This window comes from Cycloclasticus zancles 78-ME (assembly GCF_000442595.1).
GTDB lineage: Bacteria > Pseudomonadota > Gammaproteobacteria > Methylococcales > Cycloclasticaceae > Cycloclasticus > Cycloclasticus pugetii.
Genome location: NC_021917.1, coordinates 1981187 through 1998329, shown reverse-complemented (window position 1 = coordinate 1998329; position 17143 = coordinate 1981187). Strand labels below are relative to the sequence as shown.

General features: G+C 41.6%; 13 protein-coding genes and 1 tRNA gene. 6 read left to right on the top strand and 8 right to left on the bottom strand.

From position 1 onward, the window contains the following. Entirely contained in the window at positions 1–1872 is a 1872-nt protein-coding gene (locus CYCME_RS09575; RefSeq protein WP_020161901.1) for an ATP-binding cassette domain-containing protein, read from the top strand. 74 nt (positions 1873–1946) lie between these two features. Beyond that, positions 1947–2034: transfer RNA gene (locus CYCME_RS09570), tRNA-Ser, on the top strand. Between the two features lie 111 nt (positions 2035–2145). On the opposite strand, the gene CYCME_RS09565 is transcribed toward CYCME_RS09570, so the two are convergent. The 7 genes from CYCME_RS09565 to CYCME_RS09535 form a co-directional block, all read right to left on the bottom strand. Next, complete coding sequence (locus CYCME_RS09565) at positions 2146–2955, bottom strand: HlyD family secretion protein (RefSeq protein WP_223253183.1); 810 nt, start codon at positions 2953–2955, stop codon at positions 2146–2148. 75 nt (positions 2956–3030) lie between these two features. Then, positions 3031–3240, bottom strand: a complete 210-nt coding sequence (locus CYCME_RS09560) for a DUF1656 domain-containing protein (protein ID WP_016389731.1) — start codon at positions 3238–3240, stop codon at positions 3031–3033. Beyond that, entirely contained in the window at positions 3237–5213 is a 1977-nt protein-coding gene (locus tag CYCME_RS09555) for an FUSC family protein (protein WP_020932886.1), read from the bottom strand. The genes CYCME_RS09560 and CYCME_RS09555 overlap by 4 nt, the downstream gene beginning before the upstream one ends. Further along, positions 5210–5611 (bottom strand): MarR family winged helix-turn-helix transcriptional regulator, encoded by a 402-nt coding sequence (locus tag CYCME_RS09550; protein ID WP_020161904.1) that lies wholly within the window; start codon positions 5609–5611, stop codon positions 5210–5212. Before CYCME_RS09550 ends, CYCME_RS09555 begins: the two co-directional genes overlap by 4 nt. A 440-nt stretch (positions 5612–6051) precedes the next feature. After that, positions 6052–8661 carry a M14 family metallopeptidase gene (locus CYCME_RS09545; RefSeq protein WP_020161905.1) on the bottom strand — a complete coding sequence of 870 codons (2610 nt, stop codon included), beginning with the start codon at positions 8659–8661 and terminating at the stop codon, positions 6052–6054. Positions 8662–8856: 195 nt separating this feature from the next. Continuing rightward, positions 8857–10476 (bottom strand): DUF1643 domain-containing protein, encoded by a 1620-nt coding sequence (locus CYCME_RS09540; protein ID WP_020932885.1) that lies wholly within the window; start codon positions 10474–10476, stop codon positions 8857–8859. Further along, on the bottom strand, positions 10473–11387 hold the full coding sequence (locus CYCME_RS09535) for an ATP-grasp domain-containing protein (RefSeq protein ID WP_020932884.1): 915 nt from the start codon (positions 11385–11387) through the stop codon (positions 10473–10475). The genes CYCME_RS09540 and CYCME_RS09535 overlap by 4 nt, the downstream gene beginning before the upstream one ends. Positions 11388–11719: 332 nt before the next feature. Here CYCME_RS09535 and CYCME_RS09530 point away from each other — a divergent pair, with 332 nt between their 5' ends. The 3 genes from CYCME_RS09530 to CYCME_RS09515 all read left to right on the top strand — a co-directional run bounded on the left by CYCME_RS09530 (position 11720) and on the right by CYCME_RS09515 (position 14875). Then, the gene (locus tag CYCME_RS09530) at positions 11720–12820 is read left to right on the top strand and encodes a M20 family metallopeptidase (protein WP_041933052.1); all 1101 of its coding nucleotides are present in this window, start codon (positions 11720–11722) and stop codon (positions 12818–12820) included. Positions 12821–13191: 371 nt separating this feature from the next. Further along, positions 13192–14004, top strand: coding sequence for a hypothetical protein (locus tag CYCME_RS09520; protein WP_020932882.1), 813 nt, complete (start codon positions 13192–13194; stop codon positions 14002–14004). 25 nt (positions 14005–14029) lie between these two features. Further along, positions 14030–14875: a mechanosensitive ion channel family protein gene (locus CYCME_RS09515; protein WP_020932881.1), complete on the top strand. Its 846-nt coding sequence runs from the start codon at positions 14030–14032 to the stop codon at positions 14873–14875. A gap of 101 nt (positions 14876–14976) precedes the next feature. Here CYCME_RS09515 and CYCME_RS09510 read toward each other — a convergent pair whose 3' ends face one another. Continuing rightward, complete coding sequence (locus tag CYCME_RS09510) at positions 14977–15417, bottom strand: phosphate-starvation-inducible PsiE family protein (RefSeq protein WP_020932880.1); 441 nt, start codon at positions 15415–15417, stop codon at positions 14977–14979. A gap of 272 nt (positions 15418–15689) precedes the next feature. On the opposite strand from CYCME_RS09510, the gene mgtE reads away from it, so the two are divergent. Further along, entirely contained in the window at positions 15690–17027 is a 1338-nt protein-coding gene (mgtE, locus tag CYCME_RS09505; protein ID WP_020932879.1) for a magnesium transporter, read from the top strand. Positions 17028–17143 lie beyond the last annotated feature (116 nt).

The window sequence follows — 17143 nt, the reverse complement described above, 5'->3', positions numbered from 1 at the left end:
ATGCCATTACTTAAGCTAGATAATGTTAGTGTAGCGTTCGGTTTAAAACCAGTGCTAGATAATGCCGACCTGCAAATCGATGAACAAGAGCGAGTGGGCTTAATTGGCCGCAATGGCGAAGGAAAGTCGACCTTGTTAAAAGTATTGGCTGGGCAAGTGTTGGCCGACTCAGGTCAGGTCTGGCGGCAAGCGGGCATTACCATAGCAACACTTGAGCAGTCACCGTTACTGCCTGATGCCTCCACCGTTTATGATGCTGTTGCTGATAGTTTGGGTGAGGTGGGTCACTTAATTGCTCGTTATCACGACATGTTGCTTGACCCTGATGTTGACTTAGAAGCGCTGGGCAAATTACAACATCAATTTGAAGCATTAGATGGCTGGTCATTACAACAACGTGTTGACTCAGTGTTAAGTCGTTTAAATTTACCCGCCGATAAAAAAATAAATGAAATGTCAGGTGGTTGGAAACGACGTGTAGGGCTAGCCCGTGCCTTGGTAGTCGAGCCTGATGTTTTACTGTTAGATGAGCCAACTAACCATCTAGATATGGAAACAATTGTTTGGTTAGAAAAACAACTTGCAACCTTTCGCGGTGCCGTGGTTTGCATTACACATGACCGAGTTTTTTTACAAAATATAGCGAAACGTATTATAGAGATAGATAGAGGACAGCTAACCAGTTGGTCGTGTAGCTATGAGCAATACCTTGAAAGAAAAGCGGCCGCATTAGAGTCCGAAGCAAAAACAAATGCAGAATTTGATAAAAAGCTAGCGCGTGAAGAAGTCTGGATTAGACAAGGCATTAAAGCGAGAAGAACACGAAATGAAGGTCGTGTGAGGGCTTTACAACAGTTACGACGGGAACGTGCAGAGCGAAGAAACCTAGCCGGCCCTGCGAAACTAGAGGTTGAATCAGGTGAAAAGTCTGGCAAGTTGGTGATAGAGGCGGAGGATATTTCTATTGCCTATGGCGGGCGTAAAATGGTTGATCAGTTTTCATGTCGGTTAATGCGAGGTGACCGCATAGGATTGGTAGGACCAAATGGTATTGGCAAAAGTACGCTCATTAAAGCGTTGCTAAAAGAAATTGAATTAGATTCCGGTGCTGTAAAACACGGAACCAAACTAAAAGTCGCCTATTTTGATCAGCACAGAGATGTTCTGGATCTAGAGAAAACGGTTATTGACCTAGTCTCCGACGGACGAGAGAGCATTACCATTAATGGGCGTGACAGGCATATTATCAGCTACTTAGGTGATTTTTTGTTTGCCCCTGAACGAGCACGATCACCAGCAAAAGTATTATCTGGTGGCGAACGTAATCGAATTTTACTGGCGAAGTTATTTAGTCAGCCGGCTAACTTTATCGTGATGGATGAACCGACTAATGATTTAGATGTTGAAACATTAGAGTTACTAGAAGAGTTACTGGTTGACTATGAAGGTACCTTAATACTGGTGAGTCACGACCGTAAGTTCTTAGAAAACGTAGTTACTAATTTTTGGTTTTTTGAAGGGGATGGTGTCATTACTGATTATGTAGGCGAGTTGCCTAATTGGAGTCAAATTATTAAAGACAGTAGTCAGGCCGAGCAACCGAGTAAAACGGTTAGTGAAAAAAAACAGCCTAAAACCGTTAAAAAACCGAAATTAAGTTTCAAAGTTAAAAAAGAATTAGATGACTTACCAAAGCAGATCGAGGTGCTTGAAGAAACGTTAGCGAAGCTACAGCAATTAACGAGTACGGCGGAGTTTCATGCAGGAGACCGAGAAGAGATAAAAAGCAAAATGGCTGAATTAACGTCTATCGATGAACAATTACAAGAAAAGTATCAACGTTGGGATGAGTTAGAGTCTCAACTACAATAAATACAAAAGGTTTAAGTTTGCTGATATAATTCAGCGCCCTAAAACGCAAGCACAGTGCGTTTTATAAGTTTTATGGAGAGATGTCAGAGTGGCCGAATGAGCACGCTTGGAAAGCGTGTGTACCGCAAGGTACCGAGGGTTCGAATCCCTCTCTCTCCACCATTAACTGCAAACGAAGCGCCATCTGCCGCAGATGGCATAGCCAAAAAATCAGTGCTGCATCAATATTGAAGGCTTCTACAACTAGCCCTATTGAACGGTAAAAAGTAATAATCAACCTTCATGATTATTGATAGTAATGCTGGCTGTTCGCCCTGATATAAGTGCTATGTTATCAGGAATTTCATCAATCGCTATGCGGACTGGTACACGTTGTGCCAACCTTATCCAGTTAAAAGTTGGATTGACATTGGCGATCAGTGTATTAGAGGATGTTGCACGTTCACGGTCTTCAATCGCGGATGAAATCCCGACGACATGTCCGCTGATAGCTTGGTCTTCTCCCATAATATGAACTGTTGCAGGCATGCCAGTGCGAATATGGCTTAGTTTTGTTTCTTCAAAATACCCAGCGACATAAAAGCTATCAATATCGACCAACGCCATTACCGGTTGTCCGGCGGTTGCATAGGTTCCTGGGCGCAGTGAAAAATTGGTTACGATTCCATTGATCGGGGACTTCACTTGCGAGCGCTCTAGATTAAGGCGGGCGAGTTTCAGGTCTGCCAATGCTTGTTCATATTTCGCCTGGGCCTGCTCAGCTACAGAGATACGGTTATCACGTTCTTGTTCTGAGACAATGGTGTTTTTTAGGGTTTTATATCGTTTTTCCTCCCTGTTTGCTGCAGCAAGTGTTGCCCTAGCATTGCTTAAAGCAGCTTCGTTTTGCGCTACAGTATTTTCCAAGCGATCGGTGTCGATAGAAAATAATACATCGCCCTTTTGAACCTGCTGGTTGTCCTGAACAAAGACGGCCTCTACTTGGCCGGATACATCGGAAGATAAGGCAACAATGTCGGCCTTGATCTTGCCATCGCGTGTTTGCGGAGTGTAAGTATAGTAGGAATAGATATGCCAGAGCACAAACGCTGCAAGAACGGTCAGCGTGCATGTCATCATGACTTTTAGGATGTGAATTGTTTTTTCTTTTTGCATATTTTAACCGGTTATAAGGTAAAAAGTTTTAAGTGAAATCCCCAGTAATATAAAAAATAGGGACATATCGAATAAGGGGCGATGCCAGACAACTTTGTAGATGTTTGCTTTTTCAAAAAGAGTTGAAATCATGACTCTTCCAATAAATGCACTTAGCAAGCATAAGAGTAACGGCGAGATAAATATTCCAGCTATATCAATTTCTCCGATCATGGGGCATACCTCCAAGCAGGTGCATATTCAAACAACGCAAGACGAAGGCCAATGAGCCCCCTTAAGAGTGGATGTTTGGCCGATTTCAACTCATGCTTCCAGGCGGTTGAAAGGGCGTTGTCTATTATTGCCAAAAGCTTGTCTGACGGTTCTTTATGGTTAATGTCTTGGCGGATTGTGGTGAATAGGTCTTCCAGCACGCGACGAGTTTCTTCATTCAGGTAAGCACTGGTATGTCGTAGCTCGGCAATACTTGCAGCTGCACGCAAACGACTTAAAACACGAGAGCTAGTATTTATTTGACCGGTTTGTTCAAGCCTACTTGCAAGGGAACCAATTTTATCTAAAGACCGATTGAGGAAAGCATCTCTATCGCGGGGTGTGGCGCGGTAAGTTAGGTTTAATACTTCTTCGCGACCCTCACGAATAAGTCGTTCCATGGTGTGTTTGGCGCCCAACGTGCGCACTAAGCCTAGCGAACAAAAGGCAATAAAAATGCCTAAAAGGTTGGCGATACAAATTTCAAGAAAGACACCAAAATCATAGGGTTGGTAGCTGCTTTGAAAATTAATGCTGCTAAAAGCCATAGCCAATAGCAGTATCGCCATCGGGTTTTTCGTTGCCCAAGCGCCTATTGGTAAGATAAATATCGCCATTATGATCAGAAACATGGGGTAATCATTGGCAAGCGGAAGCAGGCCATAGCTTAATATACTTGCGGCGAATAAGGCGATAATTGTAAACCGACCAAATAAGGTAATGGCGCGACCACCTTCGTCTGAACCACCAAAGAAGGCGAGAGCAGCAACCCCCATTAAAACTGCAGCGGGAGCATGATGCCAGCCTGTTGCATACCATAATACACAGAGCAGGCTGTAGGAGATAAGGCTGCCAATAAATATTTTTTTGGCAATATAGGTATCCGGATAAAGCTTAAATGAACGTGTATTGCTGACTTCTTTTTCAAGAATAGGCGGTAACGGCGAATCTTGTTCTAGTGACTGTTGGCATTGGCGTATTTCAGACCAGTTATGCAGTATAGCTTTTAGTAATTCGGCCATGTTTTCTTGAACTAAATGGCGCCACTCAGACATGGAATCCATACTATGAGCCGTTTGGGTTATTTGTGTAAGTAGGGCTTCGTCCGCTGGCTCGCCATTTTTTGCATGGGCGGCCGCTGTTTTTAAAGAGGCCGCTAACTTGTTGCGTATATCGGGTTCGGCATCGGCAATGCGAGATGAAATGGCTGATAGCAACGGCACTAAACGCAATAAACGCAATTGTATGGAAAATATAAGTTGGCTTTCCCGTCGCGTAACAAGCGGGTCATAACGCAATTGAGCGGCCAGAGCAGATAAGGAGCTGATATCAGAGAGGGCTTTTAAGCGGTCATGTACTGCTTCGTCGTCGGTAATATGGCCTTCAAAGGCATCATCAATCCATTTCTCCATATCAGCCAGCCAACCTTGCAATTTAAACTGCACGCCAGGTTTTAAAGAACGTGGAGCAATAATGCTGTCGACCATGGTGCAGCATATGATCCCCAGACCAATTTCGCAGATACGAAATATGGCTATGTCAAACAGTGTGGCTGGGTGTTCTATATAGGGTATTGCGACGATCATTAAGGTCAGACCAAAGAGTTGAAAACCGTAGCTTCGCGGTGTGCGATCTAGTAAAGAACATCCAAATGCTACTGCACCAATTAGCCCTATAAAGGCAATCATTAAGATCGGTGTGTTTGCAAAAAAACTTACTAAAATCAACGAGACAAGCCCGCCACAAAATGTACCGGTAAATCGATAAACGGCTTTAGATCTTACGGCACCGCTCATGGGATTCATAACCACGCAGCAGGTAACAATGGTCCAATATGTTTCGGGGAGGCCAATATGCGCGGAGATTGTAAACGCCATCATCGCTGCTAGGTACAGCTTGAATGCGAATAGCCACTGGTCAGGTTTAAGAATCATTTTTGATCAGTTTTGCCATTTAGTAAATAGGCTTGGCATCGCTCTTCCAACAGACGCATTACGCGCGTTGTTGTCTCAATATCTTCTTCTGGTACATCACCCATCAGCTTAAAACGAAGGTCCTTAAGTGTAGCTTCCATTTTGCTAGCGTGGCGCTTTCCCTTCGGTAGCAGCTTAATAGCTTTGCTTCTACGATCATTGGGAACATCACAACGAACGAGTAGCCCGGCCTCTTCGCCTTGATCAAGTATACGAACCAGCGCGGCTGCATCAATACCAGCTTCAATAGCCAGCGTTTTTTGTTGAACATGAGGCCCGAAACGCGATGCTAGTAAGACGATAATGGCTAATGATGTGGAAATACCATGATCAAAAGGAAGAGTGCTAACAGTTTGCATCCAAACTCTCCGTGAAGGCTGAATAACATTAGTAAGGTCAAAGAGATGTTGGTCTAGAGAGCGTTTTTTAGTAGACATTTTGTATAGTTCAAATGTAAGTTTTTATATATATTATAAATCAATAGTTGATTTGTCAACTAGTTAAAAGTATCGACAAGCATCTAACATGGTTATGCTCAGTGTGCTGTATGAGGCTTATCAAACAGCATGTTTAAATATTTCAGGAGAGGGTGAGGTGACTAGCGTTATATCCGCAGCCACTGTTAGGACCAGTCAGAACTTGGCGCTGACGAGAAAGTAAGTTATTAGGCTTTTATGACACGCTGGCCAGCTTTCAACTGGCTCAGTAGGCGACAAAAAACAAAGCGTTATACGCTTTTCAAATTGCCGGCGAGATTAACGATAAACCAAGCGTTTATCGGCTATTCATTCATATAAAACTAGTTAGATGGCTTTTCTGCAGTGCTTTGATGAGCTTCATAATGTATTACTTGAGGCTCAGAGTAGTTCGGAACATCATCATAACTAAAGGCAGCATAATATTTTGAGATTTTGCTAGAGCCAAAGCTGTCGTATGTGTAATTATCCGAACCAGCATAGAGCTTTACACCATCATAGGGTGAACGAGGTGGGCGGAACCTATTGCGTACGACATAAGTGCCAACAAATGCTTTGGTAGGTGGGTTCGCCCATGTTAATTTCATTCGACCATTTTCATTGCTTGCTTTTAATTCAGTAACCGCTGCCGTTGGTTTTTTGCGACGCTTGATATATTTAACGACTAATTTCACTTCATTTTTATGGCCAGCCTCATGCCAGTCAATCAATTTTGCATAAGATTCTGACTCAGAGGTGGCCCGTATTACAAAAGCAGCTGCCTCATTAGATTCGTGTTTTTCTTCTAATGTTAATTGACTATATTTGTCGAAAATGAAGTACTGCTTTTGCTTGCGAACAAGGTCTTGCGTGGTTGCTTCATAACCGACATACTCGATATTAGTTCGATTTCTGATATCAGAATAGCTGATGGCATTCATGTCGACAAACTCAAGATTAAAGCAGATATCACGATCACTGGGGGGGGTGTTTTTATTTTGTAAGCAAATAAAGGCTTCGGTAATAACCGTTTCTTCTGGGTTCGGTAAACTGTACAGATTAAACTCAATATAGCCGTATGTTTTACCATCATTTTCGCTAAAACCAGACAGTAGCTCGTTTTCAACAACCCCTTTTTTTGACAGACTACAAAGGCGCGTGGGTGATAAGACCACTTCTGTTTCAGGGACGGTATAAATGACCTCAAGGTGTGGGCGATAATGAATCCCGCCACCAAATTTTCCATAGCCAATGTCGAATTGCATCATTTGTGAATCACGCCCAAGAGGCAGTGTTTTGGGGCCATCTATGCGAAATAATACCGAGCGTTTTGCTAGGTTTGATTCTAGAATTCGACATTCATGAGCACTAAAGGTCCAATGACTCCAGATACCTTGTGTTAGGGCGTCTGATGGAACTGTTTGGCCTAATGTTTCAATGCTTTCGGCCTGCTCTATATCTTCAAAGTTTGTTATATCGGCTACGTTATCTTGCTCTAAAAATGAAATCGACCAATCTCCAAACTGCTCAATTTTTGCGGCGACACGATTCATTGGGTAGAGTGAAGCCCTGGCAAACTTAATAACAGCATTTTCAGGGATGTTATCGAGGCTAAACTCAAGAACACCGGTACAGATACCTTTGGATTGGTTGATGCCAATAAAGAGTGAATTGTGACCAAAATGTTGGCGATTTTGCTCGCCAGTGTATTGACCAACATAACCGACATTGGATTTACCGGGGAATAGCACCCTAGAAAATTCATTATGATCTAGTAATGTTTTTAATCTAATTTTTGTAGCAAAAGGCGATTTAATATTACTCAAGCGATGAACCGCACGAATATAGTAAAAATACATGGTGCCACTATCGAGTTCTATATCTGTAAACTCTTGTGCATGGGTAATGCCAACTAAATTACTTTCGGTGCAGGCTTGTTTGTTTTTTGTATTGCGATAGATTTCAAAATAAATATCCTCATCTTCTTCATACGTCCACGTTAACGTGGCAGATTTACTTTCAATCTTAAGGATATTAAGTTCAGTAACGCGTTTTGGAGCGTGTGTGGAATAATTAATTGCCTCACCTAATGCATATTGTACCGCCGGTATATTTTCATTAATCGACTGGGTCATGTTTTGCATATAGTCGGGAATATTACGGGTACCGACTTCGACAACAGTGGCAAGAATGCCTCGGCTATAATAGTATTCTCGTCCGCTTCCACCGATCAAGTTTGTAGGCGGTTTACCACGATGAATACCGTATTTACGCCCTGTTACTTTGTAGATTTTTCTGGCCATATTGGCGCATAGCATATTCAGGTCTGTGCCTTCATGTTCGGCTTCATGATTAAACTTGTGGGCAGGGAAAAAAACATTTCCCTGAGAGTGGTAATCTAAAGCAATCGTAATGTTTTGATGACTGTCCACAAATTGTTTGATGGCCTGAGTTTCTGGCTCACTAAAGGGCTGTGGCCCACTATAGACGTTTGATGAAGTGTTTTTTGAGCCTGGGAAACCGACACTAAAGTTACGATTAAGGTCAACACCATAGGTACCATCGTGATTGAGACGACGGTTCTTTCGCCAAAATGAGAAATGCTTCATTGAGTATTCGAAGCCATCCGGATTTAAACAAGGCACCATATAAAGCGTGTTACGGCTTAAGATGTTGATAAGCTCAGGGTTGTACTCATGGTTATCGACGATATATTCAATAAACTTAACAGCCAGCTCGTTACCAATCCATTCTCTGGCATGAATGGTGCCTGTATACAAAAGAGCGGGTTTAGACTCTGCCTTTTCTACATCGAAAGAAGCGGTGATTAGCATAATCTCACGTTGTTCGTGAGTGCTGCCGATACTCTGAAGTTTAAATAAATTGGGGTGCTGAGAAACAACATGTTGTAAATACTGTTCTGTTTCTTGGTATGTTTTATATTGTTTTTTCACTGCAGTCGATTCTTCTTAAAGTAAGGGGCGTTAGATTAAGGGGGCTTATTGGGGGCGTATAAAGCCAGCTAATGCTTATTTGGACGATGCTAACACGTTGATCACATTAAGTTAACACCGATGCCTAGTTGCTAATGCTGCGTTGTTTGCGGCATTAGCGCATTGCTTATAAGTATCAAGGCTTAACGTCCCTATTTAGAGTAAAACGGGTGTCATGTCATTTGCCAAACCTTTAATACTACGTGGTTGTTTTTTTACCGTTAGTTGAAAACATAATAAATTCGGTAGTAATGCTTTAACTTCATCGGCTCTTCCTTTGAATGTGCCATCATTACCCCATATCGCAATCGTTTTTTCAGCGCGTTGATGATTTTCTAATAAGCTGACATCATTATATGTGCCGATTGGGTCGCAGGCCTTTTTAAGGCCTGAAATGTTCTTCGCTCGGTACGCAAAAAGACTGCCAATAATAATGCTGCCATAGTCATGTTGTTTCGCATAAGTGCTACATTTTTTTATTAAAGCATCATCATAATGGTCTTCTTCGCAAGTTGGGTGTAAAGCAATAAAAAATAAGCTCGGTTTTTTAATATCCCATGTTCGGCTCAGTGAATAACGGTATGTCTCATCGGTGGGTGGTATGACAAACGCATTGTCGGCATTTGAGCTAATGGACTCAGCTGTTTTAGCAGAATTTTTTGATGTGGCTGGAGCCGGTTTTGAATCGGATTGTTTTTGACGACCTAAATTATCTTGAAAATTCCAAATATCACTGGGCCACTCTTCTTGACTAAGGTCTTTTACTGAGAGCTCGTTAGTGCTTGTTTTGGCAAGTGGTGTAAAGCAGTCGGCATCTGAGCTAGGGGTATATTGACCAAAGGTGATTTGGCGCATGGTTCTTAATAAGTAGGGCGATATCTTACCAAGCTCCTCCCAGTTATTAATGGGGAAATGGGGCTTTTTAAATTGACCGTTACCAAATAACCACATCAAATATTGGCCTATCCAGTCCCTAATATAAGGGAAGGCCGCAAAGGCCGTTGCGCACTCTAATATGCGGTACTTGCCATCTTTTCCAACAGCGATGTCACAGGCCCAGTATTCTGCTTTTGCGGCTTTAGAAACACGTACAGCTAAATCAAGCACTTCCTTTGGCACGTTTTGGTAATCAATGCTGCCACCCTGACTGGTATTGGTTAACCACTCACCTTCTGGTGGACGGCGCCAAAAGGCACACACCGGTTCGTGACCGATTAACATGACGCGAATATCAGCTGACATGGGGATAAAATCTTGAACGTAAATGGGGTTGTATTTTTTGCTTTCTAGTAGTTGTTTGGCTTCATCAAAAGTATCGACCTTATGAACAAAATAGCCACCATAATTTGACGGCCCATAGGATTTTTTAATGATTTTTGGGTAACGAGTTTTTTCAAGAAACTGGTAGCCTTTTTTACGGTCGTAAAAAATATGTGTTGGCGGAATAGGGATGTCATATTTTTTACAAAAGCGTGTAACGTTTTCTTTGGATTTATTAGAAAACTGTGTGTCTAGTGAGGGGACAAAGCGGACGTTAGGCAGTGCTTTGGAGATTTCACGAAACGTTTCATACGCTGTTGCCGGAATATTACCAATTAAAACATCAATTTTTTTGTTTTTAATGTCGTTAATAAGGCGTTGCTGGTCATTTTTCCAATGATAAGTGACGGTTTCAATTTTATCCGGCCAACCTTTAAAGTTAGATGGGTGAAAAAATTGCAGTACAAAGTCCATGTACAGTAAACCTAATGTTGGGCGTTTTTGACTGCTATTCATTTGTTTTTCTCGTTTAGTTTTTTTTCAATTAAGTTGACGATGGCGTTAATTTTTTTAGTATTAAAATCTAAGCCTAGTTGTTCTTGTTCTGGTGTGGCAAAAGCAGGGATGCCGTTGACTTCTAAAACCACATATTGTTCACGTTCTTGATCATAAATCATATCGACGCCAGCAATATCCAGGCCGGTTAATTTGGCGGCCTTTTTAGCTAAAGCGACCAGCTCATCAGTTGGTTCACGTAGTAACAATTTGCCGCCACTGGTAATATTGGTTTTCCAGTCGCCAGCAGGGGCTTGACGGCCATAGCAACTGATGTATTCACCGTCGACAATATCAACCCTGAAGTCAGTGTTATCGTAATCAATAAAGCGTTCAACGTAAAAATGCCGAAGATCGGTATGTTTTATAAAGGGTATCAGCATATCAAGGGCCGCGTCGTTTTCAATTTTAACAAGCCCCATGCCTCCCCAGCCCTCAGTAGGTTTGTATATAATCTTGCCACCCCATTCTTTTAAGATTCTGCGTAGTGTATGAACATCATTACGATGGCATAACTCATATTCTGGCGTGATGATGCCATTACGTTGTAATAAATGAGCTGTTTTGAATTTATCTTCGGTTAGGCTAAAGGCCGTATAGTTATTAATGATCGGTATATATCGATCCAGCGCCTCATAAAGATATAGTTGGTACTGTGTTTGTTGGCCAGCGTTGTAGCTAAAGAACAAATCTAACTCTTCCATTCTAATACCATCACAATAAATAGCGCCATTTGTGGCTGTTGCATTTCTTAAATTTAGCTCGGTAATTGCAGAAATGTCGCGTTCTTGTAATTGGGCAATGATCGAATTTTGAATAACATCACCACCACCATTTTGATAGATCCATAACCCAATTTCATAGGTAGACATGTTTTTTTATCCTCAGATGAAGCGCTCTATAAGATTACAGCAATATTAGTACCAAGCCTGTAAGTCTTTGTTTAGAGCTTGCTTAAAGCTATTTTAGGTGCAAATAGACGCACCATATCAGCGCTTTTTGCTTTTATATGGTGCGTTGCAAAAAATAAATGCTAGTTTTTTTATTCGTTGTTCAAAACTGCGATATATTTCTAAGTATGGGGTGAATAATAGTGTTTAGATCCTGGGACTAGGTGAGCAAAGTTATGGTTATGTTGTTTGTATTTGCCCTGAATTTGGTTAGGCCTTTTTTTGACTGTTAATAAAGTATGGTGAAGGGTGAAATGGATTTTTCTGAATTAGCAGAATTAATTAATATTAATTCTTATACGAAGAATAAGCAGGGTGTCGATAAGAGTGGCGCTTTGTTTCGGCAGTGGATGGAAGAGATTGGCTTCGTGACCTATGTTTACCAGCGAGAAATGATAGGGAATCATTTATTGTTTACCTCAACTCAATCAACAGGTAAAAAATTACTGCTGTTGGGCCATTTAGATACCGTTTTCCCGCCTTTGAGTTTTGAAACCTTTAGTGAAGATGAGCAGTGGATATATGGTCCGGGTGCTTGCGATATTAAAGGCGGTAACTATGTTGCTCTTTGTGCCTTGAGAGCTGTTAAAGCTGCCTGTGGTCAAATTGGCAATATAGATATGTTATTGGTCAGTGACGAGGAGACCGGCAGTGATGATTCCAAACTGATTAGCCAACAATTAGCTGAACAATATGATTATGTGTTGGTGTTTGAGGCTGCAGGAAAGAATAATGAATTGGTGACTGGGCGAAAAGGCGTGGGCACATTCTTTATTGATATTAAAGGTAAGGCCGCACATGCTGGAAACCATTATTCCGAAGGAGTTAATGCTAATTTAGAGGCGGCGCATAAATGTATTCAATTAACTGAATTGACCGACTTAGAAAGAGGGACCACAGTGAATGTTGGTAAGTTGGAGGGCGGTATTGGTGCCAATACTATTTCTCCGCATGCTCGTTTAATTGTTGAAATGCGTTATACCAATATGAAAGAAAGAGATCGAGTGCTTGAGGCGATACACGTGATTACCCACACGCATGAAGTTGAGGGAACTGATGCCAGCTTATCTGGGGATATTCAGCGAGATGTCATGGAGCCTAATGAAAAACAACAGCGGTTTTTAAGACAATTAGAATCCATCACCGGTGATCGATTGTTAACAGAACAACGGGGTGGTGTTAGTGATGCAAATATTTTTGCTGCGAAGGGTTGTATTACCTTGGATGGGTTTGGCCCCTTTGGAGATGGGGACCATACTATTCATGAACGAGCGAATAAACAAAGTTTTATAACGCGTATTGAGCAAGTTAGAAAAATCTTGATGCATTATAACCAAGGTTTGGAGAAGGGTTAACGCGTCTACTCAGTGCAATGAAGTTGATAAAAACCATGTGTGATCAAGTCGTTCGCTCGCAAGGCTAAGCAAATATCTTATTTTGGACGAATAAAAAGTCTACTTATCTTAAGTGGCCAGTAGGATAAACTGCATTTTGCAGCCGTGGCTACATCATTATTAAGCCTTGCTTGGTATCAAATTTTTCATCGCTATTCGTAAAACCAGTAGACGCCTAGCTGTTGTTTTTTTAGGCCGTTATAAAGCCCTTTGTGTTTACTTAATGGGGTATCATCATGATAGTAAAGTTGTTAAAAATTTAATGAATCAGTGGCTTAGCCCGCCCTCTGGCATTCATTGGTATAAGCAAGTTGTCAACGATCGGGGTTTATATGGGTCAACAAGATTTAAAACAAGAATCTAGGTGCTGGGGGGTGTTTGATTTGACACCCAACACAAGGTTGCAATTTAACTGTGGGGACCTTTTGCTGGATATTGCGTCTGGCGAGAAAGATTGGCTTATGCAGTATGAATTGAAAACAAGCGACACAGTGCACAACCCGTGTATACAACTGATGGGTACGGATGAGGAGGGCTGGAGCCTGGCGAACAAGCAACGTATTGTGTCAAACAATATACCGCAAAAGCTTTCCTTGACTCCTGTTATGTCTGACAGGGCTATTGTCTGTCGTGCGACCACGACTGTTGTCTTGTTGCCAAAAGAACAAATATCGCTCTATGTTGCTGTTCCATTGTGGTTGCAACTGAGTATAAGGGGCGGGGAAAAACCATTGTTAGATGTCTCAACAGAGCGTATTTCAGATACATGGTTTGGCTTAAATTCACGAGAAGGTGTGATGAGTTATGCTTTGCGTATGAGCGAGCAATTAGATATACAACCTTCAACCAACCACGGAATGCGGGTGACGATTGAGATTAGAATTAAAAATGAATCCAATGAACAACTAAATTTAGATAAAGTAAGTGTGCCAGCACCACATCTTGCGCTTTATGTAGATGAAGTTGGTCACTTTTGGACACGCCGTATTACTATGGTTCGTGAACAAGATGAACAGGCGACCCTGACCATAGATAAAGTAATGAGTACAGGTTTAGCCCATCAAAACTTGACCCTAGTGAGTGCAGCAAGAGACGACCTGGGGCAACATAAAATAACAAAGGCCTTATCAGCTTTGTTTGGTTAGCCAATAATACCCCAGGACATAACAGATGGATAATGTATTCGCCAACATAAATACCGAGTTAACAATGGCCGTTGTACGTGCGCTGATTTTTTTTATAGTCGGTATTATTTTATCTCGAGCAGCTAATAATGTGGTGACCCGCTGGTCAATGCATAAGCTGGATGCGCATAAACAGTTATTGGTCGCAAGAGTGGCCAGTTACCTTGTGCTGCTGATGTTCTTTTTTATGGGTTTAAAAGCACTCGGGTTTGATTTAGGGGTGTTGATAGGCGCAGCTGGAATTATATCGGTTGCGATTGGTTTCGCCTCGCAAACCTCTGCCTCAAACATCATTAGTGGGTTGTTTTTAGTGTCTGAACGGCCCTTTTCGATTGGTGACATGATTCGTGTAGGTTCAACCATTGGCGAGGTTATTTCTATTGATTTATTATCGGTCAAACTAAGAACCTTTGATAATTTATTTGTACGAATCCCCAATGAAACATTGATCAAGTCAGAAGTCACCACATTGACGCGTTTTCCAATTAGGCGAATTGATTTGGCGATAGGTGTTGCCTATAAAGAAAGCATTAAGCATGTGCGCAAAGTGATGGAGCGGGTCGCCGATGCTAATCCGATCTGTTTGGATGAGCCTAAACCGACTTTTATTTTTAAAGGGTTTGGCGATTCCTCGTTGGATATGCAGTTTTCGGTTTGGGTAAAGCGAGAAAATTTTAGCGAACTAAAAAATGCTATTTATGAAGAAATTAAAGAAGCCTTTGATGCCGAAGGGATAGAAATACCCTTTCCGCATCAATCCATCTATACGGGTAGTGTTACCGAGCCGTTCCCTATACGCGTGGTAACAGAGGAAAATGAGGCTGGACGTTAATTCGTAGTGAATAACGTTACTTAGAGAGCTTTATCAACTGGGCCTAGCCGCAAAAACTAATGTTTGAAGCTGACTGATTGGGCTTTATGATATCTGCGCTTTTAGTCATGGCTTTCATCGGCAATTACTTTTTCTCGTTGGTATAAAATAATGGCGGCGGTTCGTAGTGCGCCTAGTACAAACAAAAAAGCAGAAAGGGCATAAAGCATACTGGGATCAATTTTATGCTTGAATAAGGCAATTAAAATTTCACGAATAATGAAAACAATCGCTGCGTCAATAATTAAAGAAATTTTTAGTTTGTGAGAAATAAAGTAGTCGGTTATCGAACGCGATAATTCAATTAATACATAGAGGGTGAGCACATCAGTAATAATGTTAATATACTGACCGGTTACCCCTTCTAATTTAAGCAAATCCCAAACAGAGAAAACGAGTTGGCCTGCCCCAATAGCAATGCCAATTATTATCAGTGCGAGAATCACCCCAAATACAATATCAATGGTCTGACGATATAATTTTTTGAAAAACGTACTGAACATTATTTGCTCCTAAGCACGTCATTCGACGTGTGCTATTAACGATAAAATAGACAATAACACGAATTGCTTTGAGTCCTTATTTAATAATATAGAAAGCGCTAAATCAGACTGTCATAAACCGTTACTATGTCTTATGTTAAAAGAAACGAAAGGGCTAACAGTTGATTAAAAGATCCGATGGCTGGTAGAGGTGGCGAGTGTATTTCATAAGAAGGGTTTGGCTGATTTTTACACATAAACAATGTATTTAAACATTAAGAAAGGGGAATAGAATGACCGATGAAGTAAGCCAGTTAGTCGAACGGCTCAATGATGCTCATCATGATGAACAAAGGATTGTCTTTGAAGATGCTGTAGATCAACTCGAAGGCACTGAGCTGGCTTTATTACTCGAGTCATTGCCTGTGGCGGAGCGGTTAGAGCGATGGGAACAAGTGCCAGATGAAGAGCGTATTAATGTGTTGGTCACAATGCACTCGGAATCACGCCAGGCCATTTTTGACAGTATTGATGAGGAGAAATTACACGCTCTATTGAATAATGTTCATGCTGAAGACCTTGTTCAATTAGCCGATACGTTGCCTGAGTCAGTGGTTGATGAAGCCTTGCAAAATATGGCTGAAATGCAACGTGAACATTATCAGCAATCGGTTCAATATGAAACTGATCAAATTGGGCGTTATGTCGATCACGGGCTATATATTTTGCCCAGAACAGCACGTGTTCGTGATGCCTTACGGGGGCTTAAAAAATCGTCTTTTGAGTGTGCAGATTGCCTTTATTTAATTAAAAGAAATGGTGATTTTGCAGGGACCGTATTAATTCAAACATTATTTTCTGCTCCGCCAGAGCAATCATTGCAGGCATTAAGTATTGACGAGCCAATGACCGTGCCTGCTGAAATGAGTCGTTCTACAGCCTCCGATAAAGTTGAACATTCGGGTTTGATGGCGCTGCCTGTGATTGATGCGAATAACAAACTATCTGGGCGTATTACTTTGCGCCAAGCCCTTGAAATAACGCGTGAAAATTATGAAAGCCAATTAATGGCAACAGCGGGTTTAAATGAAGATGAAGACCTTTTTGCGCCTGTATTACGCAGTTCTAAACGAAGGGCAACTTGGTTGGGCATTAATTTGTTAACCGCATTTTTCGCATCTTGGGCGATTGGCCTTTTTGAAGCGACATTGCAACAAGTTGTTGCGCTGGCTGTTTTAATGCCTATTGTCGCCTCTATGGGCGGGATTGCCGGCAGTCAAACATTAACCTTAATTATTAGAGGACTTGCATTGGGGCAAATTGCAAAAGGTAATATCCCACCCTTGTTAATCAAAGAGGTCAGTGTCGGTGCGCTTAATGGTGTGTTATGGGCTATTGTAATTGGCGTTATTGCCTCTTTCTGGTTTGCTAGTATCAACATTGGTTTAGTCATAGCAGCAGCGATTGTATTAAACATTATTGCGGCAGCTTTTTCAGGCGTGGTGATTCCAATTATTCTTGATCGATTGACTATTGACCCAGCCTTATCGGGTTCAGTTATCTTGACAACAGTAACTGATGTGGTAGGCTTTGTTGCATTTTTAGGTTTGGGAACCTTATTTCTGCTTTAATGCGGTATTGACGTTACTTTTACTCTTTCGCAAGGTTTAGTGGCGTGGTTATAAGGTGATGGTGCAAATTTAAAAATTATTTAGAGGTTATGCTTTGTTTACAGTGTTATTAAGGG